This window comes from Paenibacillus sp. 1-8 (genome assembly GCF_056316205.1).
This window is the reverse complement of the sequence record NZ_CM149995.1, coordinates 1,143,842-1,169,189: the sequence shown is the minus strand read 5'-3', so window position 1 is coordinate 1,169,189 and position 25,348 is coordinate 1,143,842. Positions and strand designations below refer to the sequence as shown.

General features: G+C 44.7%; 23 protein-coding genes, 2 pseudogenes and 1 other annotated feature. Of the genes and pseudogenes, 9 read left to right on the top strand and 16 right to left on the bottom strand.

Going from position 1 to position 25,348, the window contains the following annotated elements:
* Window positions 1-9: 9 nt before the first annotated feature.
* The 3 genes from AC0WRU_RS05385 to AC0WRU_RS05375 form a co-directional block, all read right to left on the bottom strand.
* Window positions 10-1,257 (bottom strand): response regulator, encoded by a 1,248-nt coding sequence (locus AC0WRU_RS05385; RefSeq protein WP_476128580.1) that lies wholly within the window; start codon window positions 1,255-1,257, stop codon window positions 10-12.
* The gene (locus tag AC0WRU_RS05380) at window positions 1,205-3,286 is read right to left on the bottom strand and encodes a cache domain-containing sensor histidine kinase (protein ID WP_476127532.1); all 2,082 of its coding nucleotides are present in this window, start codon (window positions 3,284-3,286) and stop codon (window positions 1,205-1,207) included. Before AC0WRU_RS05380 ends, AC0WRU_RS05385 begins: the two co-directional genes overlap by 53 nt.
* Before the next feature lie 76 nt (window positions 3,287-3,362).
* The gene (locus AC0WRU_RS05375; RefSeq protein ID WP_476127531.1) at window positions 3,363-4,370 is read right to left on the bottom strand and encodes a substrate-binding domain-containing protein; all 1,008 of its coding nucleotides are present in this window, start codon (window positions 4,368-4,370) and stop codon (window positions 3,363-3,365) included.
* Window positions 4,371-4,575: 205 nt separating this feature from the next.
* Here AC0WRU_RS05375 and AC0WRU_RS05370 point away from each other — a divergent pair, with 205 nt between their 5' ends.
* Window positions 4,576-5,799: an acyltransferase gene (locus AC0WRU_RS05370; RefSeq protein WP_476127530.1), complete on the top strand. Its 1,224-nt coding sequence runs from the start codon at window positions 4,576-4,578 to the stop codon at window positions 5,797-5,799.
* 272 nt (window positions 5,800-6,071) lie between these two features.
* Here AC0WRU_RS05370 and AC0WRU_RS05365 read toward each other — a convergent pair whose 3' ends face one another.
* Together AC0WRU_RS05365 and AC0WRU_RS05360 are read right to left on the bottom strand one after the other, a co-directional pair.
* The gene (locus AC0WRU_RS05365) at window positions 6,072-6,257 is read right to left on the bottom strand and encodes a Spo0E family sporulation regulatory protein-aspartic acid phosphatase (protein ID WP_476127529.1); all 186 of its coding nucleotides are present in this window, start codon (window positions 6,255-6,257) and stop codon (window positions 6,072-6,074) included.
* Window positions 6,258-6,493: 236 nt separating this feature from the next.
* Complete coding sequence (locus tag AC0WRU_RS05360) at window positions 6,494-7,879, bottom strand: helix-turn-helix domain-containing protein (protein ID WP_476127528.1); 1,386 nt, start codon at window positions 7,877-7,879, stop codon at window positions 6,494-6,496.
* Between the two features lie 551 nt (window positions 7,880-8,430).
* Between AC0WRU_RS05360 and AC0WRU_RS05355 the strand changes: the two genes are divergently transcribed.
* On the top strand, window positions 8,431-8,877 hold the full coding sequence (locus AC0WRU_RS05355) for an AbrB/MazE/SpoVT family DNA-binding domain-containing protein (protein ID WP_476127527.1): 447 nt from the start codon (window positions 8,431-8,433) through the stop codon (window positions 8,875-8,877).
* Between the two features lie 123 nt (window positions 8,878-9,000).
* On the opposite strand, the gene AC0WRU_RS05350 is transcribed toward AC0WRU_RS05355, so the two are convergent.
* From AC0WRU_RS05350 to AC0WRU_RS05335, 4 genes are all read right to left on the bottom strand, one after another.
* Complete coding sequence (locus AC0WRU_RS05350; protein WP_476127526.1) at window positions 9,001-9,882, bottom strand: copper amine oxidase N-terminal domain-containing protein; 882 nt, start codon at window positions 9,880-9,882, stop codon at window positions 9,001-9,003.
* A gap of 308 nt (window positions 9,883-10,190) precedes the next feature.
* The gene (locus AC0WRU_RS05345) at window positions 10,191-11,090 is read right to left on the bottom strand and encodes a copper amine oxidase N-terminal domain-containing protein (protein WP_476128579.1); all 900 of its coding nucleotides are present in this window, start codon (window positions 11,088-11,090) and stop codon (window positions 10,191-10,193) included.
* A gap of 251 nt (window positions 11,091-11,341) precedes the next feature.
* Window positions 11,342-11,980 (bottom strand): hypothetical protein, encoded by a 639-nt coding sequence (locus AC0WRU_RS05340; protein WP_476127525.1) that lies wholly within the window; start codon window positions 11,978-11,980, stop codon window positions 11,342-11,344.
* A gap of 256 nt (window positions 11,981-12,236) precedes the next feature.
* Window positions 12,237-12,683, bottom strand: coding sequence for a hypothetical protein (locus AC0WRU_RS05335; protein ID WP_476127524.1), 447 nt, complete (start codon window positions 12,681-12,683; stop codon window positions 12,237-12,239).
* Window positions 12,684-12,874: 191 nt separating this feature from the next.
* Between AC0WRU_RS05335 and AC0WRU_RS05330 the strand changes: the two genes are divergently transcribed.
* Both AC0WRU_RS05330 and AC0WRU_RS05325 read left to right on the top strand, forming a co-directional pair.
* Entirely contained in the window at window positions 12,875-13,810 is a 936-nt protein-coding gene (locus tag AC0WRU_RS05330) for a hypothetical protein (protein WP_476127523.1), read from the top strand.
* 74 nt (window positions 13,811-13,884) lie between these two features.
* Window positions 13,885-14,121 carry an NHLP leader peptide family RiPP precursor gene (locus AC0WRU_RS05325; RefSeq protein ID WP_025685186.1) on the top strand — a complete coding sequence of 79 codons (237 nt, stop codon included), beginning with the start codon at window positions 13,885-13,887 and terminating at the stop codon, window positions 14,119-14,121.
* A gap of 99 nt (window positions 14,122-14,220) precedes the next feature.
* On the opposite strand, the gene AC0WRU_RS05320 is transcribed toward AC0WRU_RS05325, so the two are convergent.
* Window positions 14,221-16,110, bottom strand: coding sequence for an ATP-binding protein (locus AC0WRU_RS05320; protein ID WP_476127522.1), 1,890 nt, complete (start codon window positions 16,108-16,110; stop codon window positions 14,221-14,223).
* A gap of 477 nt (window positions 16,111-16,587) precedes the next feature.
* Here AC0WRU_RS05320 and AC0WRU_RS05315 point away from each other — a divergent pair, with 477 nt between their 5' ends.
* Entirely contained in the window at window positions 16,588-16,848 is a 261-nt protein-coding gene (locus AC0WRU_RS05315) for a hypothetical protein (RefSeq protein WP_476127521.1), read from the top strand.
* Between the two features lie 35 nt (window positions 16,849-16,883).
* Complete coding sequence (locus AC0WRU_RS05310) at window positions 16,884-17,069, top strand: hypothetical protein (RefSeq protein WP_025685189.1); 186 nt, start codon at window positions 16,884-16,886, stop codon at window positions 17,067-17,069.
* 21 nt (window positions 17,070-17,090) lie between these two features.
* Here the strand turns inward: AC0WRU_RS05310 and AC0WRU_RS05305 are convergent.
* From AC0WRU_RS05305 to AC0WRU_RS05295, 3 genes and pseudogenes are all read right to left on the bottom strand, one after another.
* Window positions 17,091-17,261: pseudogene (locus tag AC0WRU_RS05305) on the bottom strand (GNAT family N-acetyltransferase); the annotation flags it as partial.
* A 62-nt stretch (window positions 17,262-17,323) separates the two neighbouring features.
* On the bottom strand, window positions 17,324-17,995 hold the full coding sequence (locus AC0WRU_RS05300; protein ID WP_476127520.1) for a GNAT family N-acetyltransferase: 672 nt from the start codon (window positions 17,993-17,995) through the stop codon (window positions 17,324-17,326).
* A gap of 16 nt (window positions 17,996-18,011) precedes the next feature.
* Entirely contained in the window at window positions 18,012-18,872 is an 861-nt protein-coding gene (locus AC0WRU_RS05295) for a carbon-nitrogen hydrolase family protein (RefSeq protein WP_476127519.1), read from the bottom strand.
* A 161-nt stretch (window positions 18,873-19,033) separates the two neighbouring features.
* Window positions 19,034-19,306: a binding site (T-box leader), on the top strand.
* A gap of 86 nt (window positions 19,307-19,392) precedes the next feature.
* Here AC0WRU_RS05295 and AC0WRU_RS05290 point away from each other — a divergent pair.
* Window positions 19,393-20,478 (top strand): bifunctional 3-deoxy-7-phosphoheptulonate synthase/chorismate mutase, encoded by a 1,086-nt coding sequence (locus AC0WRU_RS05290; protein ID WP_476127518.1) that lies wholly within the window; start codon window positions 19,393-19,395, stop codon window positions 20,476-20,478.
* A 214-nt stretch (window positions 20,479-20,692) separates the two neighbouring features.
* On the top strand, window positions 20,693-22,318 hold the full coding sequence (locus AC0WRU_RS05285; RefSeq protein WP_476127517.1) for a DUF1593 domain-containing protein: 1,626 nt from the start codon (window positions 20,693-20,695) through the stop codon (window positions 22,316-22,318).
* A gap of 87 nt (window positions 22,319-22,405) precedes the next feature.
* On the opposite strand, the gene AC0WRU_RS05280 is transcribed toward AC0WRU_RS05285, so the two are convergent.
* Window positions 22,406-23,251, bottom strand: a complete 846-nt coding sequence (locus tag AC0WRU_RS05280; RefSeq protein ID WP_476127516.1) for a TrmB family transcriptional regulator — start codon at window positions 23,249-23,251, stop codon at window positions 22,406-22,408.
* Window positions 23,252-23,411: 160 nt separating this feature from the next.
* Between AC0WRU_RS05280 and AC0WRU_RS05275 the strand changes: the two genes are divergently transcribed.
* Window positions 23,412-24,314 carry a DMT family transporter gene (locus tag AC0WRU_RS05275; protein ID WP_476127515.1) on the top strand — a complete coding sequence of 301 codons (903 nt, stop codon included), beginning with the start codon at window positions 23,412-23,414 and terminating at the stop codon, window positions 24,312-24,314.
* Between the two features lie 254 nt (window positions 24,315-24,568).
* Here the strand turns inward: AC0WRU_RS05275 and AC0WRU_RS05270 are convergent, their stop codons facing one another.
* Together AC0WRU_RS05270 and AC0WRU_RS05265 are read right to left on the bottom strand one after the other, a co-directional pair.
* Entirely contained in the window at window positions 24,569-24,748 is a 180-nt protein-coding gene (locus AC0WRU_RS05270) for an aspartyl-phosphate phosphatase Spo0E family protein (protein WP_025685194.1), read from the bottom strand.
* Between the two features lie 161 nt (window positions 24,749-24,909).
* Window positions 24,910-25,095 (bottom strand): annotated as a pseudogene (locus tag AC0WRU_RS05265) (MFS transporter); the annotation flags it as partial.
* Window positions 25,096-25,348: the final 253 nt, after the last annotated feature.

Below are 25,348 nucleotides of genomic sequence, written 5' to 3'. Positions count from 1 at the left end.
TTTTTCAGGTCACTCCTGATCCGACACGATTACGCCAATTCCACCACCTTTGCGGTACTGAACAGGGGAAACACCCATAGTCTTTTTAAAAGCCGTACTAAAATAGTGCTGGCTGTCGTATCCTGTGCGCTCCGCTATATCGTGGATAGACAGCGTGGTGGAGTCCAGCAGTTGCACCGCTTTACGGATACGGGCGCGCGTGACGAGGGTCACGAAGCTATCGTTGAGCTCTTTTTTGAGCACACGACTGAGATACACGGCGGATACCTGTAAACGCGAGGCGAGGGATTCAAGTGTCAGCTCCCGGTCGGCGAAGCCTTCCTGAATAAGCTGCCGCGCCCGGCGCACGAGTGGAGATAGCTGCGATTCGCTGTATACACGATCACGGCACACTTGGAACGCATCAACCGCGCCTTCCAAGCCCCCGGCGTTTCGCTCCACATGCGTATGAACCGCTATATTCAGGTAGCGCCCGATAGCCTGCTCCATCGTCGCGCCGATGGCTTCGGGTGCCTCCTGCCACAGGCATATGCCGATCAGCCCGTTTACATCGCGGAACAACACATGCGGCAGACCCTCCAACAGCTCGCCAATAATATTTTCAGCGGCAAAAAGAAACAGTTGGCGGTCATTCTCACGCATAATCGTCTGCCGCGCCTCTGCCGCAGGCCACCGTACAACGCCGATCTGAACGGGTGGCCGAGATGGAAGACGTAAAAACGCCAGTTGTTCCATCACGTCTTTTCCTGTGTTCTGTCCTTCCAGCCATTCCAGGCAAAAGCGCTGGCGCAGCAGCGGAATATTCCGCTCAATCTGTCCGGCGGCCTGTTCTACATAGGCAGCACGCTTGCGCTCTTCTTCCAGCCGCTGAACGAGTCGTGACAGCGCAGCGTAAAGCTGCCCTGCATCTACCGGCTTCAATATATAATCCTCCACGCCAAGTCGGACAGCCTCCTGCGCATAAGCAAATTCATCATGACCGGAAATGATCAGACAACGACATTCCGGGCGTTCTTCCCGCAGCCGTCGGATTAGCTCAATGCCGTCCATGAACGGCATATTCATATCGACCAGCAAAATGTCGATGCCATGCCGTACCGCCAGCTCCAGCGCTTCTTCGCCATCCTCCGCCTCACCCGCAACCTCCATGCCGAGGGCAGCCCAGTCTACGCAATCTCGTATGCCCTCTCGAATGATCGGCTCATCATCTGCGATCAGTACCTGATAACGTTTTTTGGTGTAACGTTTTGCCGTCATCGTTGTCACTTCTGTTATGGCCTTGTCCGTCAGACTCGTCGTTGTCGAGGTGCCTGTGGCGTTTGATTTCGTCATCCTGATCCGCTCCTTTTTCATGAGAATTCTTCAGTTGCGTCATATCCCGCAGCAACGGATGAACAATCGTAACACAGGTACCTGCCCCCTCTTCACTGTCCAATACAATTCCATATTCCTCACCAAAAGATAGCCGTATACGCGCCTGTACATTCAGCATGCCATAGCTTCTGCCGTTCGCACTGGTAACGCTTGGCTTCTGTTGCCCTTCCATCGCCTCCAGCGGTGCTTCCAGCAAACCCCTCAGCTCCCGCAACCGTTCCACCGTCATCCCTGCGCCATCATCACGTACCGTCAGCAGCAGCTTATTTCCCTCAATCCGCGCTTCTACCCCAATCGTGCCGGGGCCGCGTCTGGCCTTAATGCCGTGGTAAATCGCATTTTCTACCACAGGCTGAAGCATCAGCTTCAACACGAACAGCTCTCCTAGCTCCTCGGGTACGTTTAATTCCCAGCGGAGTCTGTCCCGATACCGGGTTTGCTGGATTTGCATATAGCTCGATATATGCTCAAGCTCGCTGCGTAGCGGAATAAAGTCATCCCCTTTGCTCAGCCCAAGACGAAACAATCTCGATAGCGCTCCCACCATGTCGGACACGTCTTCTGCCCCGTTTTTATGAGCCATCCAATGTATTGTATCCAATGTATTGTATAAAAAGTGAGGCTTAATATGCTCCTGTAGGCTACGCAGCTCGGCATCCCGCTTCTGCCGCTCCCTTAGCTCGCTAAGCGTCATCAAACGGCGAATTTGCTCCAGCATCCGGTTGAAGCTCCTGCCAAGCATCCCAATTTCATCCCCACGGTCACTCCATTGCCGAACCGTAAGATCCCCCGTCTCTGCTGTCCGCATATAGGACATCAGACGGAATATCGGCCGTGCAATTGAGCGCGACAATCGCAAGGATGCCGTCAGCCCGAACAGACATACAATGAAAACAAAGCAGACGACATAAAATTGAATTTGCCGTACCTCCAGTGTCGATTCCCCTGCCGGGAATACCCCTACCGTTCTCCAGCCCGTAAATTCGGAAGCACGGAACATGAACAGCAGTTCCCGACCTCCGGCTTCACGGGTAAACATCCCGCTATCACCTGCCCCGAACCATTCCGGGGGAATACGCTCAATCAGCGGCATATCCGGCATGTACACGCTGCGTCCCTCAGCATCTGTCACCATTAAATACCCGGTTTTGCCCAAGGTTACATCTCTGGCGGCCTGCGATACGGCCCGTAGCTTGAGATCAATCATAATCACGCCTAGCACACGTCCAGTCTCCGAATCCGTCACCGACCGGACAACAGACACGATTTCGCTATCCTTATACTGAACATGAGTGGTCACATTGCGGTGGCTCGGCTGTCCCAGCACGGTAAAAATACCTGCATGCTGCGCCGCCTGTTTGTACCAGTCTTCTTGAGTTAGACTGCTTGCGCTTCGAGCATACATTTCATTACTAATATAGTCGCCGTGTTCGTTCACGATTAGAATACCCGCAATCTCGGGATATAACGTGGTAAAGCCCTGCAAAAATTGCTTCATGCCATATAGCCTATCCTGTGCCTGTACAGAGCTTGCGGCCTGATTGGGGAGGTAAGCCTGATTCTTAGCCTGCTCCCCCTTATTTTCCTGCGTTACTATATTTGCAGAACCTGCATGACTCGCATGGCCCGCATGACCGTCGGCCAGCGTCCGACCTTGCCAAAACTCCCCGATATCCGGGTTAAAGCCAATCAGATACGTCATGTTCTGCAAATTTTCCATTTTGGTATCCAGTGCCTCGTTCACCTTGCCAATCAATTGCATCGTATGATCTTCCACCTGCCGCTCAATAATCCGTTCCACCGTCCAGTTGACCAGCAGACCTAATCCGAGCGAAGGCACGATACCAAACAACAGGAACAGCAGCATGAGCTGATACCGTAAGGGCATATTACGCAAGCGCAACCGCTGCATTCTTTTTCCAGCTCCTGTATGGATGCGCTTCCCTATTTCAGGAATCAAGCTTTGATTTTTCCGCTTCCGTTGATCGTCATTTCGCATAATAATCATCTACATTCTTTCGTGTGACCACTGAAATGCCTGTATCCACCCGCACGGGCAACGGAGCGTTATCACCAGAGGAGGAAGGTGCTGGAATCGTCAAATGATGGTGCAGATGGAACAGATATTGAAGCGACCAATAGCCCATATTCCACGTTCCCTGCGCAATCGTTGCTGAGATCGTACCTGCTCGAATCATATCCAATGTCGCTTTATTCGTATCAAAAGAAATGATTTTCAGCGGATGGCTGTTTTTTTGACTCAGTACCGCTTCACCGACACCTGTTCCTCCCGTCGCCTCGGTCACAAAAATCCCCGCCAGCTTCGGATAAGCCTTCATCAGTCGGAGTGACTCATCCCGGGATACCATTGCGTCTGCGCGACCATCTACCACTTCCACCACCTTCATGGCAGGATACTGCCGCTGAATGGTATCGCGAAAGCCGCGCAAGCGCTCTTCATGATTTTGCTGACCAGGTAGTGTCAGAACGGCGACTTCACCTTCCCGTCCCAGCAGCTCTGCCATTTTATCCGCAGCGGTCACACCCGCCTTATAATTGTCCGTTCCCAAAAAAGAATACGCCCGGCTCCCCGGTGCTCCTGCATCAAACAGCACCACAGGAATGCCCGCATCCAGCGCCTTATTAATCGCCGGGATCAGAGAGTGAGGATCAATCGCAGAAATCGCAATCCCTGCGGGCTTCCGGGCAATTGCCTGCTCAATCACGGTCGTCTGCTCCTGCGCATCATAACGGGTAGCCCCTCGATACTCCACATTCACCCCCAAGGCATCCCCAGCATCCTCAAAGCCCTTGAGACCGCTTTTCCAATACTCCAAACCAGACTGGAACGTAATCATCATATAGGTTTCTCCGATGTTGCCTCGCAGCCCTCTTTCCTCCCAAGTGCCATTCAACGGCCCGGATTGTTCATACCTGAACACATAGAGCGCAAAGGCCGCAATCAGCAGCATATATACCAGTAGCGTTTTTTTCATTTTCCCACCTCTTCCGTGCGTATCCTCAAGTTGTGAATTTATTGTGATTTTACTTAGATTGTAAACGCAATCATATCAAATTGGAACTACTTCCACTCTTCCAACTTTCAGGTAACGTTAATCCTGCACTAATGTTTCTGCGTTACAATACCTAAATTGTGTTATGGAGAAGGTATACGAATCTTGTGGAAAAGGAGTGATATGGATGAGCAAGCCGCGTATCGCGGAGTGGACAGAACTGCGGGGTCTTGCCTACCTCGCTGTCGTGCTTCAGCATTGCATTGGCGAATATATTTATCGCAGCGACATCCAGCAGCCGGATTCCGTTATGCTCGCAATGCTGTATCATTTGACACGCTTTGGCACACCGACGTTCGTTTTCCTGTCTGCGGCGCTGCTTTTTTATAATGGTAACAAACCGATTGGCTATCCCCGTTACATTGGTAGACGGTTTCGAGATATTTATGTTCCATTTCTCTGTTGGACGGTCGTTTATTGGGTATGTAACCAGAACTGGTCGACGGCGCAGTGGGGAAATATTTATTTTTACAAGGGCATGTTCGAGGAAATGATTATACCTGTCAGCGGATATCATCTATGGTTTGTGGTGATGATTTTTCAGTTTTATATTTTATTTCCCTTATTTGCAAAAGCAGCCGGGCATGTACAAACGTTTCTCCGTCGCTATAGCACCAAAAAACGAAAACAGCTCGTTCTGACTGTGATGCTTACAGCAGCGGCGGCTTATGCTCTGCTCTTGCAATGGTCCTACTATGACATGTCTACATGGAGCACCAAGTTACCGTCCCTTTGGCAGACTCTGCTGGATTACCGCACCTACAACTTTGTCATGTACTTTTTCTATTTTATGCTAGGCGCGGTATGTGCCTATATGACGGATACGTGGCGGGGACTGGCTAAGCAGACATTACCGTGGAATGTATTTGTCTTTATTGGTCTGTTCATGCTCATGGGTCACACGATGCTGATCCAGTCGGGCGATACGATCAATCTCAATATTTCCACCTACCTCAAGCCAAGTACCTTTGTGCTGATTGTCTCGCAGCTGCTTTTGTTATATGGACTGCTGCTCCATTTGCAAAAAGACCAGCGCTCCGAGCCGTTCCGCCGTATGCTGAACTGGATCGGACGTTATTCCTTCGGAGGGTATCTGGCTCATGCACTCGTGCTGGCCTTTATATCCTATTACACCCGCCCGCTTTCACTGGGCGATCATCATTTTACGGCGACGCTGATTACGTTTGTCGTCGTGGCAAGCGTTTCTCTGGGCATTAGCTGGCTTTTTGCCCATTTGCCGGGAGGCAACTGGATTGTTGGCTCAAAAGGTCGACAGCGGTTAGCCTGGCCGTTTCGGTTCCAGTCGCTTTCCTCCAAACGCGCTTCCAAAGGCACGCAGGAGGTTGGCTAATCTTCTACGTCTGTTTTCCAGTTCGGAGTTCTAATTCAAAAAAATCAACTCTTTTGCAGGGCTTTCTTATGGAGCTCTGCTTTTTTTGTTGCCTTGGTCTGCCACGCCATCTCCCCAACTGATTAACATATTATTCCATGACCATGTATTTTATTTTAAAATAAGTAATTATATAGAATAATGATAAACGTTATGTGGGAGAAGTCACAGTTTCGCATAAAAGGAATGGGGGATGGACTGAATATAGCATCGTCGTTGTCAATGATTTGGCTCTAAACATAGTGAGGCAGATTTCTGGTCTGAAACATACGGTTGTACTGATTAATCAGTTCATCCAAAAGCATAGACTGCTCAAGTACACAAGCGTGTCCGAAGCCATACTCTTCGTAAAGCTCATGCAAGTGTTGTCTGGCGTGTTCCATTTGTTGAATTAACGTTAACGTTTCATCCCTGTTCATCCTGCATACCTCCTAGTGAATCTCATTTTAGGAGGTAATGAACAAATACTTCATGTCTTTTTTTGAGCCAATAAATTACAAAATAATCCAAAAAAAAGACCAGCAATAAGCTGGTCCATTGTAATGAATATGAAGATGATTACTTGGATCAAGATCCACCAACGTGTCCTTGAGTTTGGATCGAGCTAGAGCTTGGAATTCCAGGTAGAACTGGTAGTGCAAATACCAGCAATAAGCTAGTTACCGTCAAGAAGAAAACCATCTTTTTGATCAATTTTTTCCCATAGACTTTGCAACTGATCTCGTGTTTCAGAAACGGCATACGCTTTGAATCGTTCAAATAACATTGCACAATTATGCGAAAGTAGTCCTTTATTAATAAATTCAGCCTTTTCCCATGCATTTAGCAGACATTTGAAACCATATGGATATCTACCTTTATTTAGACTGTACTTAGCCATCTTGTACCAGAACCGAACGTATTCTCCCGGTAAAACCTGCTGTGTATACATGTCAGAAGATGACGATTCTTGATAAGCTGCTATTTGGGGTTCAAAGCGCTGAAGGATATGGTCCACATCTACATTATATCGGTTAGCCACTTCTAGGACGTTCAGTAGCTCAGCAAAAATCTCTTTTTCGGCAGCCATATGCTCTACGTAATCCGGAAGAACACTTATATCCCCGGACATAAGTTTGTTTACGTAGGTATTAATTTTAGCCCATTGCTGATATTGCTTCTTCCAATAAAGCGTATCAGGATCCTTCTCCTTTACCCAACTTAAATCAGCATAACCACGAATATGTTCTAATGCCTGTTCATGATCTCCTTTTGCATCGCAAGCATTAGCACACAGTAGTTCAGAATACGTTATGTAAGTAAAAAGTGGTCTAACTGGCTTTTTTTGCGGCTCTGTTCCTTTTCGCTTGGAATTATGAACCAAATTATATTGAATCTTTCCCAATTGACCCATTTGATGTGCAAATTCTTGAACCTTGTCCCACAGGCTTAATGATCTGTACACGTTCGCTAAATCTTTTAAAGCATCTAATTGCTCTATCTCGTCCAAGCGATCAACAAAAGGGGCAAATTCGATGGCAGCTTGAAGATTGACAGTCCGATCCTGTCCGATGTTGATTTGGAACAGGCGATACTGGCAGATCGCCAATCGCTCTGAATGCTGGTGCTTCTCACTTTCAGCCACCTTCTTGTACAGGTATGCCGCTGCTTCATTGTAGCCGTCTTTGTACACATTTTCTGCAACTTCAAAGAGCGACGGCGGATAAGTAAGGTTATCCAACAACAGAATTACAACTCGCTGCAAGCAGTCCAGTCGCCCTAGCTCAATGCATCGGTATAGGAATGGGCTGATTTTTTTCCAGTTGAGTGGAGATTCTTCAATGCACTCTTCAATGTAACGTTCGTAAAAATAATCCGGTGGTAAATTCATTCCCGCCGTAATGCAATCCAATTGGTGAACAGAAATAGAACGGTTGCCCGTCACAATGCCACTAACTGTACCTACATTCAAATCAATAATGCGACCAAACCCGGTCATGGTTAAGCCTTTTCGTTTTAGATAGGTTTGAATTTCTGCCTGTATTGTAGGTATGATTTCCATGGATAAACCACCCTTTCAGCGTGAACTTTAAATTAGTGCAAATTTCAACAAAAAAATGAATTGGAAAACTTATAGTATAGTTAATATTTTTTCTATTCATGATAATACCATCTTCTGGAATAACAATAAATGCTTTTATTTTATTGCTTTTTATCTTTTTAATAGGAGAGTATTGGATGATGGGCGTAAAAATGACAAGGAATTTAGAAACTTTTGGTAGACTCGTAATTCCCAAAGCAATACTCATAACCTGTGATATTTATTCAAATGATTCTGTAGAATTTTTTGCAGATGAAAAATCGGGTACGATATCCCTAAAAAAATATATTGGTCAGTCTTGTAAGTTTTGTCAATCTACCGAGGGATTAAGTTACTTTAAGGGTTCTCTTATATGTACAAGCTGTAGATATATGCTCAAGAGTCATCCAAAGCCCGTGTAAGCCAGCTCATACCAAAAATGTACGATCAGGCAGGTGACAAGCTAGAAGATTAAGTTGGAATACTTCCATATTGTTTCTATCATTCTAATTTGCTAAGAAGGAGAAGATCACTTGAAAAATACAGGTATGACACGTCCCTTAGATACGTTAGGCCGAATTGTTGTTCCTAAAGAAATGCGGGCCTCTATGGATATTAAAGCTGGCGATCCTTTAGAATTTTATTTAGATATTGAAACAGGATTTTTGAGTATGCGGAAGTATATTGGAATCTCCTGCCACTTGTGCAGTTCGGTTAAGGATTTAACCTATTTCAGGGATTCATTTTTATGTAAAAAATGCATACTCGACCTGAAAGGAAACATAGGTGTGAGTCAAATTCCTGCTCCTGCTGTTAAGGAACCGTACAAAGAAAAAAGAGCAAATCGGTCGTCTTCAAAAAAATTGGCTGCACAACTAAGAAGACTCATGAGTGAGCATCCAACAGCCAAGCAAGGCGACTATGCTGAATGGCTTGGCGTATCCCAAGGCCGTATTTCCCAGCTTAAAAAGCTGTTATAGGTATCGCTCAACTCACATATAACGTTATAAAGTCTTAAAACTTATTGGTTTAAAAAAACTATATACGAAACAAAGGACGTCACTAGTTCCCTAGGACGTCCTCAAATGAAGTTGAATCATACTCTATTTAATTTGATCTTTCCTTACTTCGCCGGAAATAGGTACAATAATATCATGTATTCCTGTAACATTGGCTGGTAAACGTTGTGTTACCGACTTCTCTGTCCCCACTTTTCCATAGGTAACACTACTATCCACACGTTCCTGTAAAAAATAATATTCTGTTTTATCTATCGCTGGTCGTTTCCCTTTTTCTTTCGTATACTTCCCCGGAGCTTTTTCTACGCCTTCCCAAACTAGATGTTTTACATCATCCTTAATTTCGTAATAAGTAAGTAAGTTTCCAACAATATAATAATATCTCAATGCCTCCCCCTCTGGAAAAACAAACTGATAATAAACGCCCTCCTCGGTATTATCAAGCGTATTTTCATCATTAGAAGGAAGGTCTACAGCGATTTTACGTGCCGCCACCAAATCCGTACCTTGATACAGCTTCTTATATGTTTCTACTTGGTCAGCACTCCGGATAATGACCGTATTTTTGTCCGCTTTCCACTCCACCTCTGCTTTAAAGGCTTCGCTGATGAAGCGCAAAGGCACAACAACGCGATTCTTATTCAATTGAGCGGGCACATCCAAAGTAAGTGTTTTTTCTCCATAAGAAGCTTCTTTTTGACCGATCGTAAGTACAAGCTTGTCTTTTACCCCAGGAGCATTGACAGTCACCGTCTTCTGGTCAGCGTTCCAGACTAAATTGAGCTTCAGCGGCTTCAAAGAAGCTAAAGAAACCATAGTTCTCCCTGCAACAGAAACGGGTGGAGCATCTGAATGTACCACCTCGCTATTGATAACTAATTGAATTGACGGTGCAGCAGAAAGCGGAATAGCAAATGTTAAGAGCATACCTAAAGTAAGCATAGATGAAAGAAAGATTTTTTTCATACCTAACAACCTCCAATAATTTGTAATTACACTAAATTATAAACGTTTCAAACAAGAAAAAGTTTTGTTGTCAAGTTGCAGCCGTTGTAAACTTTCCGATACGACGATGTGCAAAGAACATTTTTGTATTTCCAAGTTCACTTATTTTCCGAACAATCACATCCAATAAAAAAATGCCTGGCATGATAGCAGGCATTATCGGTATACGCACTCAACAGTCCACTGTAAAGACTCTCCAGATTCACGAATACAGCTCCAATCACACACAAGAACCTTTGCCCATTTGGACAATGGGGTAAGACACTTAATTATTTCTTTTCCTCCTGCACATTAACAATTAAGTCTGCAAGCTGTTTAGCATCCTGTACTTTATGGGATACAACTACATTCCCCTTTGTGTCTATAATCCCATATTCACCGACCATCCCAACTGATCCAGTGTTATCATTAAAGAAAACAAGTCGTTTAGTTACAACTGGTTGTTCACCCCATATACTTTCTATGTTTCCCCCCAAGTATTTAGACAAAGAACTGTGTGTTCCATCCAGCTTAGAAAAAGTCTTTTTTCCCTCCCAAGCTAAGCTCATATAACCATTTTTCAATTCGTAATAATAAATACTGTCACTCCAAATAAAATACATCTTGGAAAAATCATTCTCTGGAAAAATAAAGCTGAAACTCTCTCCTTCAGGTCGATCCTTGGATACATAGAACTGAACTCTTTGCAGTCCAATAACTCCCAATCTAGCTTTTGCCAAATCACCACTTTGTATCAACTTTTGTACATTTTGATCAGGGTTTATAATAGCAATACCATTGTTTTTGGAGTCCCAATCTACAATAGCATTAAAATTCTCGCTAATAAATCTCAAAGGAACATAAGTCGTGCCGTCTTTCATAACTGGAGGAGTGCTAAGGCTTATTTTTTTATGATTCTTAAGAGCAACGTTATTACCAACAGTTAGCTGTAGACTATCGCCATCACAAGTCACAGTTATCGTCTTACTTTTACTATTCCAACCGACTTTGTAGTCTCCTAAAGACTCTACAACACGTACAGGTACAAAACTAGTATTGTTTAAAACAATGGGACTTTTCATATCAGTAAGAAGATTGCCATTTGCGTTTAATTGAATGGGCTTCGCCTTTGCACTAGCCATACTTCCTGAAAATATAAGGAGAACAATAATACTAAAAAAAAGCGTCATTTTCTTCAATATAATTCATCCTTTTCCGTTTTTTGTATCGTTCATCACTTATTCTAAAGATTTATTTTTCAGAAGTAAAGGCGAGAAACTAAGAAGTGGTTGGTAACAATTCTCTATATTTCTTATGTAATGACTACACATATCGCTTTTCCTCATACAAAGCAATCCACGAATAGTTATTTCAAAAACACAAGGGTTGGCGTGTAAACTCGCACGCCAACCCTTGTGTTTTTACCGATGATGCCTCCTACTTACCCAATATTAGCTGTAAACGATCCTCCACTTAAAGTACTTGCTCTCCAATCCGCAGGACCAGGATTACTTACACCTGCCGGTTTGTGGAATATAGACGGGCTTCCAGATGTAATTGGAACCCAAGTGTCAGATGCATTTCTATAGTAAATATTCGACACAGTAACATTACTTTGAGAAACCCTCCATGACGCTAATGGTAGAACCTCTCCAGAGGCCTGATAGGCTCCAAGAACTACACGACAATCGTTCATAGTACCGTGATATTCTTGAGTTCCAGTATAACTCGGTGTAGATGAACCATTGAGGTAAAGTTTAAGCTTATTGGTTGATGGATCGATAAAAATTTTCACTGTGACCGAATCACCGTCATTGTACTGAACAGGCTGATCTAGGTCTTTTCTATCACCATTACTTGTGTTTACAAACCAGTGCCATTTGTAAGAACCTCCGCGTAAAAACTCAGGTTTTCGTGCAGTCGAGACACCAATCTCGTAACCACCTATGCCTACATAATAGTTAATGTAATCGTAGTCACCAACCAAGTTTTTTGTAGATGGGAGTGTGAATCTTGCTTGCATTCCTCGCCCAGCATAATTATCGGAATATGTTTTAAATTTTTGTCCTTTAATAGCCATGAAAAATGCACCCCCTAGAAATTCATCGGTTAAACCCGGGGTTTTTCCAATGTCCATTCTAAGGGGTGCACTTCACCATCAGTGAGGTTCTTTTTTCCAACTAATCTAATACAGATATTCATCCCAGGTTCATCAGAGTGAACCCGGAGGATTCTCAATTGTCGCGGTACCGCCATCATCATGCCCAGGCTTCAACGCGTCACATCAGGCATCCGCTTTAAATTTAATGTTCGTCAGCCGAGGATGAGGATGTTCCTCACCCCTGCTCCTGCTTCAATTGCGCTTCATGCGGTGCTCCAGACTTTCGGTCGAACGTAATCGGGCCTTTGCGATTAACCAGCCGTTTCAGATCCACGGTCATTTCATTTTTCAGCTTATCAATCAGTTGTTCCTCTTTGATGCCCTTGCTTTTGGCGATATCGACCAACGATTTTCCTTGTCCCAGCTCATTCTCTAGCCGGGCAGGAGTGATACCCAGAAGCTTGGCGACCTTCTCATTCAAATGGTGGTTCCAGCCTCCTAGCCCATGTCCATGCCTATGAACATGTCCTTGTCCGTGATGATCCTGTGGTGCAACCTTCCACTGATGAGCTTCCCCTTGACTTGAAGCGTTGGGAATAGAAGCTCCGGCGACACCCGCAGTCCCATACATCATTACCCCTCCATATAGGATAGCAGCGGTCAATTTCCATTGGTTTTTCATGATGCAGACCCTTCTTTCGTCCTTTTTCATACTATATTTTCTCTTTCTGCTTTTTTTATTCATCCTACATATTTTTGCACAATCCTTAATGTAAAAATAACAAAATGTTGAAAATTGCAATCTGTTTTATAATGGCGGGTAACAACTAGATATCGCTATAAAATTTTCTATAAGAGATGCAGGTGATAGCCATGGAATGGTATTTTGCATACAAAGATGAATTGGAAAATGTTTTTCATCAAGCGGAAGAACGGACAGCCGCGTTTCCTGCTCCATTTCAGAGTCAGGGCTTGGACTATCTGGCCCGTTTTAATCCGTTACGGGAAGACAGCACGCGTAACTACATATGCTACTTGCTTCCGTTCTGGCTGCAAGAACTCACCGGGCTGGCTCCCGAAATTTGCCGTAAGCTATCACTAGGCAATGTGTTCGTCATGGCTCATTATTTGATTCAGGACGATGTGATGGACACAGCAGCAGACAACCGCAAAATGCAACTCGCCTTAAGCCAATTGTTCTATACCGAATGTTTGGACGTATACCGGGACCTTTTTCCCGCGTCCTCCCCTTTTTGGACGTATGCCCGAACGTATATCGGTGAATGGGCCGTTAGTGTGACATCTGAGGGAACAGAGGACTATTTTCAGGGGGAACGACATCAGGTGGCGCTGAAAGCCAGTCCGTTAAAAATGGCTGGCACGGGTGCATTGCTACTCGCAGGGCGGGCCGATCTGATCCAGACCATTACAGACATGACAGATACAGCGCTGGTTGTACTTCAAATGTCGGATGACTGGGCCGACTGGTCGGAGGACTTGGAGGAAAATAGCTACAACTGCCTTTTGTCCCATATCAGCGCCGAGCAGAAGACGGCTTATCGCGAAGGACTGGGACCGGAGCAGATTCGGGAGGCGATTTATGTACGCGGCGCGCTTGCCAGTTACGTAAGTATTGCTGATCAAGCGGTGCAGCAGTTGGAAAATCTGGAGTCGGACATCCCCGGCTTGCGTATGTTCACACGTTCTATCGCAGAAGAGCTGGGCGAGGAAGCGGCGGAGATTGAAGCCGGACGTTCGCATTTGCGAAGAGGCGGTCTGGATTTTTGGCTCTCCAAAAATATGAAATAATGCTAGATTCTATGATACTTTCGTGGTATACTGACTAGGTAAATATAACCAATTGAATGAGAGGGTGATTTTTGATGGCTACTGAAGTTCTTCAAACACAAGTCATTCAAAAAGCGTGGGAGGATGCCAGTTTTAGAGAAAAACTGATGACCGATCCCAAATCAGCAATTCGTGATGTATTAGGAGTCGTGATCCCCGATCATATCCAAATCAAAACGTTAGAGGAAACACCTGATCAGTTTTATCTGGTCATCCCTCCAGACCCTTCCGGCGTGCTCGCTTCATCTCGGAAACCACGCTCCATGTGGTAAATTGCTTTTTGTAGCAAATTTGTTTTATATTCCTTAAACACTATGCGGGTGGGTTCAGCAAACTTCCTTCCGTTTTCCCTAGCACAAAAAGCCGGATAATTATCCGGCTACGGGGAAGCGGATGGTCGCTTCTGTTCCCACCCCTTTTGCACTTGTAAAGGATATTTTGCCGTTCATTGTCTCAATAATCCTAAAGGTTACCATCATGCCCAAACCTGTGCCTTTGGTCTTATTGGAAAAGTAAGGCTCACCCAGTCTGGATAAAGTCTGAGCATCCATTCCTTCGCCATTATCCCGAATATGAATAACAGCTTCTCCGTTCTCTACATAAGCCCATATATGAATATGCCCTTGATCTCGCAGCGCTTCAATACTGTTTTTAATAATATTGATGAACGCCTGCTTGAACTTGGAGGAATTCCCGCGCACTTTGATTTCCTGGGGAATATCCAAAGAAATTTTGCCACCTTGCAAGTTGGCCATCGGACTAATGATTCCTTCAATATGTTTAAACTCATCCAGGATAGACAACGTTTTGGTATGCTCAAATTCAGGCTTGGCAAATGTCAGAAAATCGGTAATAATCGCGGAAGCCCGATCCAGCTCCTCCAGTGCGATATGCAGATATTCTTTGTTCTTGCCATCCTCCTGCTTGCTCATTAACTGGAGAAATCCACGGGTAACCTGAAGCGGATTGCGTACCTCATGAGCCACAGATGCAGCCAGATCGCTAATAATCTCCATTTTCTCAGAACGCTGAAGCTCATTATTGAACATCTCCAGCTCTCTGGAATAGCGAACGACCTGCTTATGCTTCTCTGCCAGCCTTCTGCCCAAAATCGCTATCAGGGCCAGCACAAAGCCGAACACGCCCCATTTCCACAGAAACATATTGTAGTGTCCGTCCCTGATGAAGAACCAGGTCAGTTCACCGATGGAAATGACTGCGAAAAAAGCAAAGCCTATCGATAAAATGATCGCTTCATGATCCCCTTTGATCGCCATACGAACCGAAGCAAACACCAGCAGTACGAGTAAAGCCACAAGCAATACGCTCAGCACGGATACACTGAAAAAATAATATACGTCGTTTAACCGTTCCTGTGCTCCCAAATTTACAACCATCATCGTAAAGCAGAACAAAGAGTAAAATGTCAGCACTTTTCTAAATTTGCGAATCAGGATAATTGAACTTATATTTTGCTCAAAAAAGTAGGCTAGTGAAGGAAGGAGAATAAACATTCCTACATCAAAAAACTGTAAATAGAGCTTGCCGTAGCTACGATAGAACGTATACAGGAAAGGTGAATACGTCACGATCATCAGACCAATAGACAGCACAATTGCGCTTAGGGACAGCCACATTGCCATGCTCGGACGGAACAGAAAAAATGAGCAGACCAGCAGCACCAGAGCTATAAATATAAAGGTACTGCCCAGTACGATATCCAGAACATCCATTCTGACCAAGGTCCCCAGCAACTCACGATAATCACCAGTCATCACATTTCCGATAATGCCCAGTCTGTTCTTGCTGCTTTCCGTCCATATGTATAATGTTTTACCGCCGTCTTCCGGTCTAAGCGGGATCAGAATACGATTGTTTTCATAATTGTACCCGCGATAGGACTCGTAAAAATTGATTCCGTCCTTATACAGCGTAATATGTCTGCCATAAATATTTTCAAAAAGCACCGCCGGCGTTTCATCATTCAGCGATGGCAGCCGAATACGAATCCAGGCAGAGCCGGTGTTCGCGGGTTGCTTGGGCAACTGTGATTCATCATTAATATGCATCCAAACTTTGCTTGGGTCCCGCACCTCATCAAGTGATCCATCCTCCCCTTCCACTCCCCATCTCATATCCCAAGAGGGTATTCGGTAGTTCATTTCCGGGGTCGTTTTAGCCGCATAGACGGGTAGGCCTACCGACAACAGTATTACAATGACCGCCAGCAGAGCGGCGACAGCTTTGGGCACAAGCCTCATGTTAAGCACCTCAAAGTTACATAGTAGGATTACAAGCTTGTATACGTTTTATCATTTTTCAACGTCCTGAAATAATATTATTCTATACGATGATGTTCATACCTTCTTCATAAGAAGGGTATCATGTTCTTTTTACTCATTTTTTGTCAAATCTTCATATTGATTTATGAACATGTCCTGTTCACGTGGCTCCATCTGTTCTCTGAGGCCAATCCATGGTTCGCACTCTTCATCCTCATATATCGTCCAAATATCCGAAAATAAATAATCGCGTATTTCTACCATTCCAATTCCTATCCCTCCATATCCTCTTTATCATATCACAGCAGTTACCGAAAAAAACGTTCATTGGGAATGGCAACATCCCGATTTCGTATGATTTCAACCTCATACAGACACACTAACCCCAGGTTTAGTCGTTCTGCCTTTTGGGTAAGGTCGGAATAAGCAATCAACGAACAAAGGAGCTGAAGCACGATGGCAAAAAGAGATCATAGAAACGATGAGCTTCATGACAACGATTTTGAGCCTTCCCTGCAAAATGCAGAAACGAACTGGGAAAACCTGACCGAAGAACCGGATACTCCACTGGAAAACGTTCCAGATGCCGATGATGTATCCCCGGACAGCCCTGTTGACCCTTCCGCTCCGGCGGAATTTATACATGGCACGGATTTACTGAATGGTACCGATGGGGATGACGAGGACGAGCGGTTATCGAGCCTTCCAAAAGGGTAATGAAGTATATAACCGAAAGGAGTTGACGTGTTCATATGTATAAAGATCCTATGTCTCAGGCGGATATGGCATATAAACGTTACAAAGCCTTGAATCCTGTGGAAGAGGATGACCGCAGGTCTGCGGACAAGTCAAATACAGATGATACCGAGCAACATCTTGTCGAAGACATTCCGCGAGGCATTGCATCGGCAAAGCCCGTACCCAAGGACCAGGCATGATCAGGAACAAATATGGGAATGCAAATCAGCCTGACGCTGCTTCCAAAGGAAACGGCCAATACCGAGTCCCGGCTGTCCAATGATCGTAAAGTCCGTCATGGCGACATTAAAATCCTCATAGTAGCGGTATTCGGTTGCACCGACCACCTTTTGGTCCTGTACGGCGACAAAGACACGGATACCCGGGTCTTCATATGAGTAATGCGAAGATATTCCATATAGCATACTCTTTTTTTATTTTGGGATGTAATGATTCAATGATCGGTATGAAACGGATTTCTCCATTCCATCAAGGTCGCATAATTACGCGATTGTTCATCATTCAGATAATCGGGCATGATACCAACAGGCACCCGCCCGCAACGAAGCAGGAACGTTAACACCGGGTCCTTGAGCTCGCCGGATACCACGGCATCTACATACGCTTCCGCGCTTAACTGGTCTGCATGATGCTGATAACCCGGCATACGTCCCGCGCCCAGCAAACGGTCCAGTCCACGCTCAATGACGAGATGGTATAAGGAAAAAATAAGCCATTTGCCCAGACCCAGTCGACGATATGCGGGACGGACAGCCAGATCAATGACATACAGTGCCTTACCGTCCTCACGGTGGGTACGGATGTAACCGTTGTCTGCGACTTCCTCCCACGTATGTTGGGGATGCTCGGGGTTGTAGTGCATCAGCAGGCTGGTCACCGAGCCGGCCAGTTCCCCCTCAATTTCAACACACAGCGCTCCTTCTGCAAAATGCTCAACCTGACTGGCAATCTGCTCCCGGCCCCACAACAGCTCCTGCGGATAGGGGGGCGGAAAGCTCTCCTGCTGAATACGCAGCAGCCCCTCATAATCGGCTATGGAATAATTACGGATGACCGCCCGCAGCGGACGATCTCCGTCAAAGACAAACCATTCTTTGCGATACATGACGCCCTTCCTTTCGTTAGCTCCAGTCTGTGTACAAATCTGTACGGCGGTCACGCCATGTGGTCACTGAGCCGCGCTCGCGTACATCATACAATAGCTGCAAATCAAGATCCGCGGTGACAATCATATCGTTGTTTAACTCACCTTCTACCATAATGCCGCGTGGCGGAAATGGAATATCATTCGGTGTAATGACTGCCGCCTGTCCATAGTTGGCCCGCATAAAATCAACCGTAGGCAAAGCGCCTACCGTGCCTGTCAAAACTACATACACCTGATTTTCAACCGCTCTGGCGTGGCTTGTATACCGTACCCGGTAAAAACCGTGGCGATCATCCGTACAGGATGGACAGAAAATGATATCTGCTCCCTTCGCCTTCGCCATGCGTACGATTTCGGGAAATTCAATATCATAGCAGGTCAACATTCCTATTTTCCCCTTGGACGTCTCAAACACATTTAGCCCCTCACCGGGAGCCATATTCCATTCATGCACCTCAGTCGGTGTGATGTGAATTTTGTCCTGTGTGACTACGCGTCCGTCCGGGTAAAACAAGTGCGCCGTATTATATAAACGTTCGTTTCGTTGCACCACATGGGTACCGCCGATGATATGCATCCCGGTCCGGCGGGCGAATGAAGTAAATAATTCAAGGTAACGATCTGTAAAATCCGGCAGATCGTTAATGGTCAGGGCCTTGCCTTGACTGTCACCAATGGACATGAGCTGGGTGGTAAAAAACTCGGGAAACAGAACAAATTCCGTACCAAATTCCTCGGCTGTTTTGATATAATGCTCCGATTGAAGGGCAAATTCTTCGAATGAATCAATCGTATGCAAATGATATTGAACCGCCGACACTCTGATTTTGCTCATAATTCCTCCTTGTACATAACGTCTTTTAGATGGCAAGGAATTCCTGTTGCTGTTCACATTATAACCGATTCAAAACCGGGCGAGAACCGAACCTGACAAACAAGTCTTGCCTTCTGCACCTACTTTGTTTAAAATAAGGTCAACTCTTTTGAATCACATGAACAAAGACATGGACGGAGACAAGTAAACGTCTACCCGGATTTCCACAGAAAGGTACGAATTGCTGAGAGCGTACCGAAATCCCGCGTTGAAATTCACTCCCGAGTCGAGCCTTGAACCAGCATAAGGATTCATTTCTTATCTGCACTAGAGGTTTCCGGAAGCCCCCGTTACGGGCATCAAGCTCAGAAGTAGCTACTGTCGGCTGGAATGACGTTGACGACTTGTATGTATACTTCTGTAATTAGGGTGGTACCACGGCATTCGTCCCTTGCGGCGAATGCCTTTTTGTGTTATTTTCTGAAAAAATATCTATCGATTGACAGAAAAAACAATTTTTATTTGGGAAAGGATGTTATTTATGTCGACAAATGAAAATTCTTTGGAGCTGCTGCGGGAACAGCTTGATGCTACCAACCTGCAATTGCTGGAGCTGCTGTCGCAGCGTGCTGAACTGGCCGGACAACTTGGTAAATTAAAAGAAGCTCAAGGGGTACCTGATTTTGATCCGGTACGCGAGCAACAAATGCTGGACAAGCTGATCGCCGCTAACCGTGGACCGTTCGACGACGCTACGATCCGCCAGTTGTTCAAAAATATTTTCAAGGCTTCGCTGAACTATCAAAAAGAAGAACACAAAAAGCATCTGATCGTTAGCCGCAAAAATCAGCCGGATAGCACAGTCATCAAGGTTAAGGACACGCTCGTTGGTGGCAAAGCCTCCGTTATGGTCGCAGGTCCCTGCTCGGTGGAAAGCTACCAGCAAACTCGTGAAGTCGGTGAAGCTCTGATAGAGGCGGGCGTTCCGATTCTTCGTGGTGGCGCGTTCAAGCCGCGTACATCTCCATATGATTTCCAGGGACTGGGTGTTGAGGGTCTACAAATTCTCAAACGCGTAGGCGATGAGCTGGGGCTGGCTACAATCAGTGAAATCGTCGACCCAAGACATTTGGAGGAAGCGATCCAATACATCGATATCATTCAAATTGGTGCGCGTAACATGCATAACTTCGAGTTGCTCAAAGCTGCCGGCGAAACCAGAACTCCGATCCTGCTCAAACGCGGACTTGCAGCCACAATGGAAGAGTTCCTTCACGCAGCGGAATACATCGTTTCCCGTGGCAATACGCAAGTAATGCTGATCGAACGCGGTATTCGCACGTATGAAAAATGGACACGTAACACGCTGGACATTTCCGCCGTGCCGATTTTGAAAAAGGAAAGCCATCTGCCTGTTCTGGTCGACGTGACCCACTCCACAGGACGTAAGGACATCCTCGCCCCTTGTGCCAAGGCCGCACTTGCTGCCGGAGCAGACGGGATCATGGTGGAAGTCCATCCGAACCCGGCAGTCGCTTTGTCCGATGCCCAGCAACAGCTGAATATTCCTGAATTCCACAACTTCATGTCCGAAGTAAAAGAATCCGGTTTGTTCAAAGTGAAATAAATCGCTTTCATTTTCTCGGATTATGATGTAACATCTAATCAGGATTGTGACTGATAATGCAGGCAAAACCTAGATACATGTATGCTCAATTTCTTTTTGATGCATAATGTATTTAGGTTTTTTTTATACCTAAAATTAGATATAAAACCATAATTGTGTTCACAGTCTTAATCCTAGAAAACATCATGTGAAAGTTCAGGAAGGGGAAAAGAAAATGAAAGGAAGAAAATGGTTAAACATTTTTCTATTAGGTATGATATGTATTTTGGTCATCAGTGGTTGCAGCGGCGGAAAAGCTCCTGCTGTTGCAAAGGATGAAAAAGCTACTCCAGCCAAAGAACAAGTGGACAATAAAGTGGAAGCTAAAGCGACGAAGGCTAGAACCGTTATTACGACCGATGGAGAAGTCGATGATATGAATTCGGTTATTCGCTTCCTCCTCTATTCTAATGAAATGGACTTGTCCGGTATCGTACTGACCAGTTCCGTGTACCATTATGCAGGTGATGAAAAAGCAGGCATAAAGCCATTCAGATGGACTGGAACTCAATGGGTAACGGATATGATCGATGCTTATGGAGAGATTTACCCTAACCTAACTAAACAAGCCGAAGGATATCCAAAGCCTGAATATATTAAGAGCGTGACCAAGATAGGCAATATTTCATACAAAGGTGAGATGGACAAAGAAACAGAAGGATCTAATTTTCTTAAAAATCTCTTCCTGGATGATGACAAAAGAGATTTATATGTACAAACCTGGGGTGGCACAAATACGACAGCCAGAGCTTTAAAATCCATTGAGGACGAATACAAAAATACAGCTCAATGGGCTGATATCCAAAAAAAGGTGAGCGATAAGCTCGTTCTTTATATCATTTTGGATCAGGATGACAGCTACAATAAGTACATCGCAAAAAATTGGCCGGACATCAGAATTATCAATGATCAATCTAACTTCTGGCATTTTGCATACGCTTGGAAAATGCACACGGAAGAAGTAAACAGCAAGTTACACGGGGATTGGAACTTCAAGAATATCCAAAATGGTCACGGCAAATTGCTCGATATGTACGCTTTGATGGGCGATGGAAAGATGATTCCAGGTGAATTGGCTGAAGAACAAAGAGGCAGTGACGCTTATTTGAAGAAAAATCCACAATATGATAAATATGATTTTATCTCTGAAGGAGACTCTCCATCATTCTTCTATCTGATTGATAACGGTCTGCGGAGTATGGAAAACCCAACCTATGGTGGCTGGGGTGGTCGTTTCGGTGTGGTTAACGATAAATTATTTAGAAATACCGTGTTAGACTATGATGTGTATACGAAAAAATTTGAAGCAGAATATTCTCTGATGAGATGGTTTGATGATATTCAAAATGACTTTGCAGCTCGTGCAGATTGGGCTATTGCATCCGACTATAAAGATGCCAATCATAATCCAACTTTAAGCATTAAAGAAGGAGTAGATGTAGCAGCTAGTCCCGGAGAGAAAATAACACTGCATGCAGAAGGATCAGATCCGGACGGCGATCCATTAACCTATAAATGGTGGAGATATTTTGAAGCCGATACGTATGAAGATTCTAAAGTAAAACCCGCGGAAGTTAAACCTGAAATGCTGGGTAACATGCAGCTTGGACTTCATAGAGAAGTCGCCAAGGGTGAGAAAGTAAATACGATTGACTTGCAAGGCAGCGATACCAATGCAGTAAGTTTTACAGTTCCCGCGGATGCCAAAACTGGAAATACGATTCATATCATCGCAGAAGTACAGGACAATGGAAAGCATCAGCTAAAACATTACCAACGTGTGATTGTAACTGTAAAATAACAGACGGAACGTCCATTGAAAAAGGCTCATGGAATTAACACTCCATGGGCCTTTATTTATGCATTTTGGGCCATCGCATACTCGCGTTTAAGCCTTCTTTTCAGGCAAAGGGACATAATATCCTTTGCCATTCGGACCCATCGCGAATTTATTGCGAAGATGGATAAGATTAGGGCCGAATTTGGCTTCCAACTCTTCACGGAACTCATACATGATTTCCATAATATAAACATCATGAATAATCACTTCCGTGATCGGCATCACAAGCCCCGGATGCATCGTCCATGCAGCACGGCTGTCATTCCCGAGCGAAAGTATACCGGCTACAACCTCCCGGTCATCTACGCTCAGTACAATCCACCGTCCCCCAATTTCGGACGTAATTTCCTCACTCATATCATGGTGATAAATGGTGGCGAAATCAAATTTAAGATCTCCGTACGCTACAATGAAAATCTCAATGCCTTCCCGGGCGACTTGCTCTAAAGCAACTCTGAACACCTCGGCATCCTCTTTCCAAATCTCCATTAAGATTCGGTGTTTGGCTCCCTTAATTCCTTCTTGTATGCGACTTATAATGGCTTCATAACCCGATATATTCCAAATATTCTCTCTGTTTTGGGACGATGCTGTATACTGCTCCAATGTCTCTTGCGCTACATTAAAAATCTGCTCTGCTTTGCGTTTTCTCTGGGCAATCAATTCATGAGGCGGGAGTGGTACATATAGCGGTGTATTATCCTGACTGACCATAATGTCCCCACGGTTAACCATCCCTGATAAAACCTCATAAATTTTAGATCTTGGCACGCCGGAATTCAATGACACAGCGTATCCCGAAAGTGGAGAGCTTTCCAACAAGGTCACATAAGCTTTAGCTTCATATTCCGTAAAATTCAGATCCCGCAGAATTTCTAACACATTTGGTTTCATGATGCATTCTCCTCAAATTCATGTTCAACCTTACTATATCACTTCCCCTTGACAAAAACCGATATACGCACTATCTTTTTTATTAGTAGTCACCTAAGTAGCTACTCTAGTAACTACTAATATTTTATTTGATATGAGATCATGTCAGGGAGGATTTCGCTTGAACAAAGTCATAGCTATCAACAGCAACAGCAATCGCATCTACTACAGCGCTACGATTCTGGCTCTGCTGATTTGGAGCACATCGTTTATCGCCACAAAAGCAGCGTATACCACGTTCCCCCCTCTTACGTTGGGACTATCCAGATTTATGATAGCCTCTGCCGTGTTGGGTATTGTTTTGCTTATAAGAAAGGAATTTGTCAAAATTAAGCCAAAGGATTTAGCTATGATTGCATTTAGCGGTGTTTTGGGGATCACTATCTATTTTTCAATGGAGAATATAGGGGTAAGCCTGACCACCGCTTCCAACGCAGCACTGATTGTCGCCTCCTATCCCGCGATTACATCGCTGCTTGAACTCATGATATATAAAGTGAAACTATCCAAATATAAAATCATCGGCATTGCACTGGCTATGATCGGGGTATATTTTTTGACTTCGGTAGGCGGAAGCTCGAATGGGAAGAATGAACTGATCGGAAATTTAATATTGATTGGAACTGGTTTTGCGTGGGCATTTTATACTTTCATGACACGCAAGGTCGTGGACAAATACCCGCCCGTGACTTTATCTTTTTATCAAACTATTGCAGGCAGCATCTTCTTTATACCTCTGGCACTCATTGAAAAAGATAGCTGGCAAGCTCCGACAACGGGATCGTTTATGTTGTTAATATATCTGGGCGTGTTCTGTTCCGTTATCGCATTTTTGCTTTACAATTACGGATTAATCAAGCTGTCACCGAGCAGTTCCGTTTCCTTAATGAACCTGGTACCCATATTCGGGGTATTATTCTCTGTTCTATTGTTGCAGGAAACCATTTCATGGCGACAAATTATTGGCGGTTTGGTCGTTATCCTAGGTGTCCTACTCAGTGCACAGCAACCAAGCAGCAAATAGCACAATAGTATTCATGCTCTTTTGTTCATCTTTCGCTAGGGTTAAGAACATATATCCTTAAAACAAAAAGACGCGATTTACGCGTCTCTTATGAATATATATCGTGCTTTTTTTGTGAATTTTGCAGGGGGTATCGTAAATGATGTAAAAGTAACGCTATTTCCGAATGCTAAGATTTCAACTAAAATATATAACGATGTGCCACAATAAAAGGGCGAGCGACCTCACCATGTTTCTCGCCCAGGTCGGTTGCTTCATGCAGTCGGCTTTTTTTCTTTCACATAGAAATGGCGGTTATATTGATTAATGAGCTTGTCCAGAATCATAGATTGTCTGAGCACGCTGGAGTGACTGAAGCCATGTTTTGCTTGCAAAACATAAAGCCTTTGTCGAGCTTTCTCCAACCGTTGTCGCAAAATGTCGTCCCTTATCATTATATAACCTCCTTTGTCGTATTCTTAGTTTAGAGGGTTATGAATAAGTTTACTAAAAGTAAAGGTTTGGGATAATTATCTATTATCAAACAAAAAAAGACCCGCTGAAAGAGCTGGTCTGCAATTAAATATGCTCATGCACATCGTACAGTTGTCTATACTCTAGCGGCAAAGGTCGCAATTAGCGCAGAGACCAGCACAAGCCCCGCAGAGAATAGAAAGGCATTTCGATTGCCGTAATAATGGCTTACCACTCCGCCAATCAACCGACCTATGATGCTGCCCGTCGCCCCGGAGGTTGCCATAATGCCGAGTGCATAACCCGTTTTATCCTCAGGCGAACCCGTTCAAAGTATCTCGTGATAAGGTTTTCTTGTATAAAAAAGCCTCCAATACTCCTCTTCCGATCTTTCTAAATGCTGGCAAAATTCCTTTGCCTCTTTCTTTCGCCTCTTCCGTTCAATCTCTAGACAATCATTATAAAAATGATGAACAGCCCATAATGCCGATTCTATATAAAAATCAGTAGTCCCCGTTAAGTTGAATTTTTCAGCCAAAAAAAGCAAATCATCCCACAAGGATCTATAACCTTTATATTCT

What these genes read in the sequence shown, in the direction of transcription:
- AC0WRU_RS05385 (WP_476128580.1), bottom strand. Translation starts at nt 1,257, where the DNA reads ATGACGGCAAAACGTTACACCAAAAAACGTTATCAGGTACTGATCGCA.
- AC0WRU_RS05380 (WP_476127532.1), bottom strand. Translation starts at nt 3,286, where the DNA reads ATGCAGCGGTTGCGCTTGCGTAATATGCCCTTACGGTATCAGCTCATG.
- AC0WRU_RS05375 (WP_476127531.1), bottom strand. Translation starts at nt 4,370, where the DNA reads ATGAAAAAAACGCTACTGGTATATATGCTGCTGATTGCGGCCTTTGCG.
- AC0WRU_RS05370 (WP_476127530.1), top strand. Translation starts at nt 4,576, where the DNA reads ATGAGCAAGCCGCGTATCGCGGAGTGGACAGAACTGCGGGGTCTTGCC.
- AC0WRU_RS05365 (WP_476127529.1), bottom strand. Translation starts at nt 6,257, where the DNA reads ATGAACAGGGATGAAACGTTAACGTTAATTCAACAAATGGAACACGCC.
- AC0WRU_RS05360 (WP_476127528.1), bottom strand. Translation starts at nt 7,879, where the DNA reads ATGGAAATCATACCTACAATACAGGCAGAAATTCAAACCTATCTAAAA.
- AC0WRU_RS05350 (WP_476127526.1), bottom strand. Translation starts at nt 9,882, where the DNA reads ATGAAAAAAATCTTTCTTTCATCTATGCTTACTTTAGGTATGCTCTTA.
- AC0WRU_RS05345 (WP_476128579.1), bottom strand. Translation starts at nt 11,090, where the DNA reads ATGACGCTTTTTTTTAGTATTATTGTTCTCCTTATATTTTCAGGAAGT.
- AC0WRU_RS05340 (WP_476127525.1), bottom strand. Translation starts at nt 11,980, where the DNA reads ATGGCTATTAAAGGACAAAAATTTAAAACATATTCCGATAATTATGCT.
- AC0WRU_RS05335 (WP_476127524.1), bottom strand. Translation starts at nt 12,683, where the DNA reads ATGAAAAACCAATGGAAATTGACCGCTGCTATCCTATATGGAGGGGTA.
- AC0WRU_RS05330 (WP_476127523.1), top strand. Translation starts at nt 12,875, where the DNA reads ATGGAATGGTATTTTGCATACAAAGATGAATTGGAAAATGTTTTTCAT.
- AC0WRU_RS05325 (WP_025685186.1), top strand. Translation starts at nt 13,885, where the DNA reads ATGGCTACTGAAGTTCTTCAAACACAAGTCATTCAAAAAGCGTGGGAG.
- AC0WRU_RS05320 (WP_476127522.1), bottom strand. Translation starts at nt 16,110, where the DNA reads ATGAGGCTTGTGCCCAAAGCTGTCGCCGCTCTGCTGGCGGTCATTGTA.
- AC0WRU_RS05315 (WP_476127521.1), top strand. Translation starts at nt 16,588, where the DNA reads ATGGCAAAAAGAGATCATAGAAACGATGAGCTTCATGACAACGATTTT.
- AC0WRU_RS05310 (WP_025685189.1), top strand. Translation starts at nt 16,884, where the DNA reads ATGTATAAAGATCCTATGTCTCAGGCGGATATGGCATATAAACGTTAC.
- AC0WRU_RS05300 (WP_476127520.1), bottom strand. Translation starts at nt 17,995, where the DNA reads ATGTATCGCAAAGAATGGTTTGTCTTTGACGGAGATCGTCCGCTGCGG.
- AC0WRU_RS05295 (WP_476127519.1), bottom strand. Translation starts at nt 18,872, where the DNA reads ATGAGCAAAATCAGAGTGTCGGCGGTTCAATATCATTTGCATACGATT.
- AC0WRU_RS05290 (WP_476127518.1), top strand. Translation starts at nt 19,393, where the DNA reads ATGTCGACAAATGAAAATTCTTTGGAGCTGCTGCGGGAACAGCTTGAT.
- AC0WRU_RS05285 (WP_476127517.1), top strand. Translation starts at nt 20,693, where the DNA reads ATGAAAGGAAGAAAATGGTTAAACATTTTTCTATTAGGTATGATATGT.
- AC0WRU_RS05280 (WP_476127516.1), bottom strand. Translation starts at nt 23,251, where the DNA reads ATGAAACCAAATGTGTTAGAAATTCTGCGGGATCTGAATTTTACGGAA.
- AC0WRU_RS05270 (WP_025685194.1), bottom strand. Translation starts at nt 24,748, where the DNA reads ATGATAAGGGACGACATTTTGCGACAACGGTTGGAGAAAGCTCGACAA.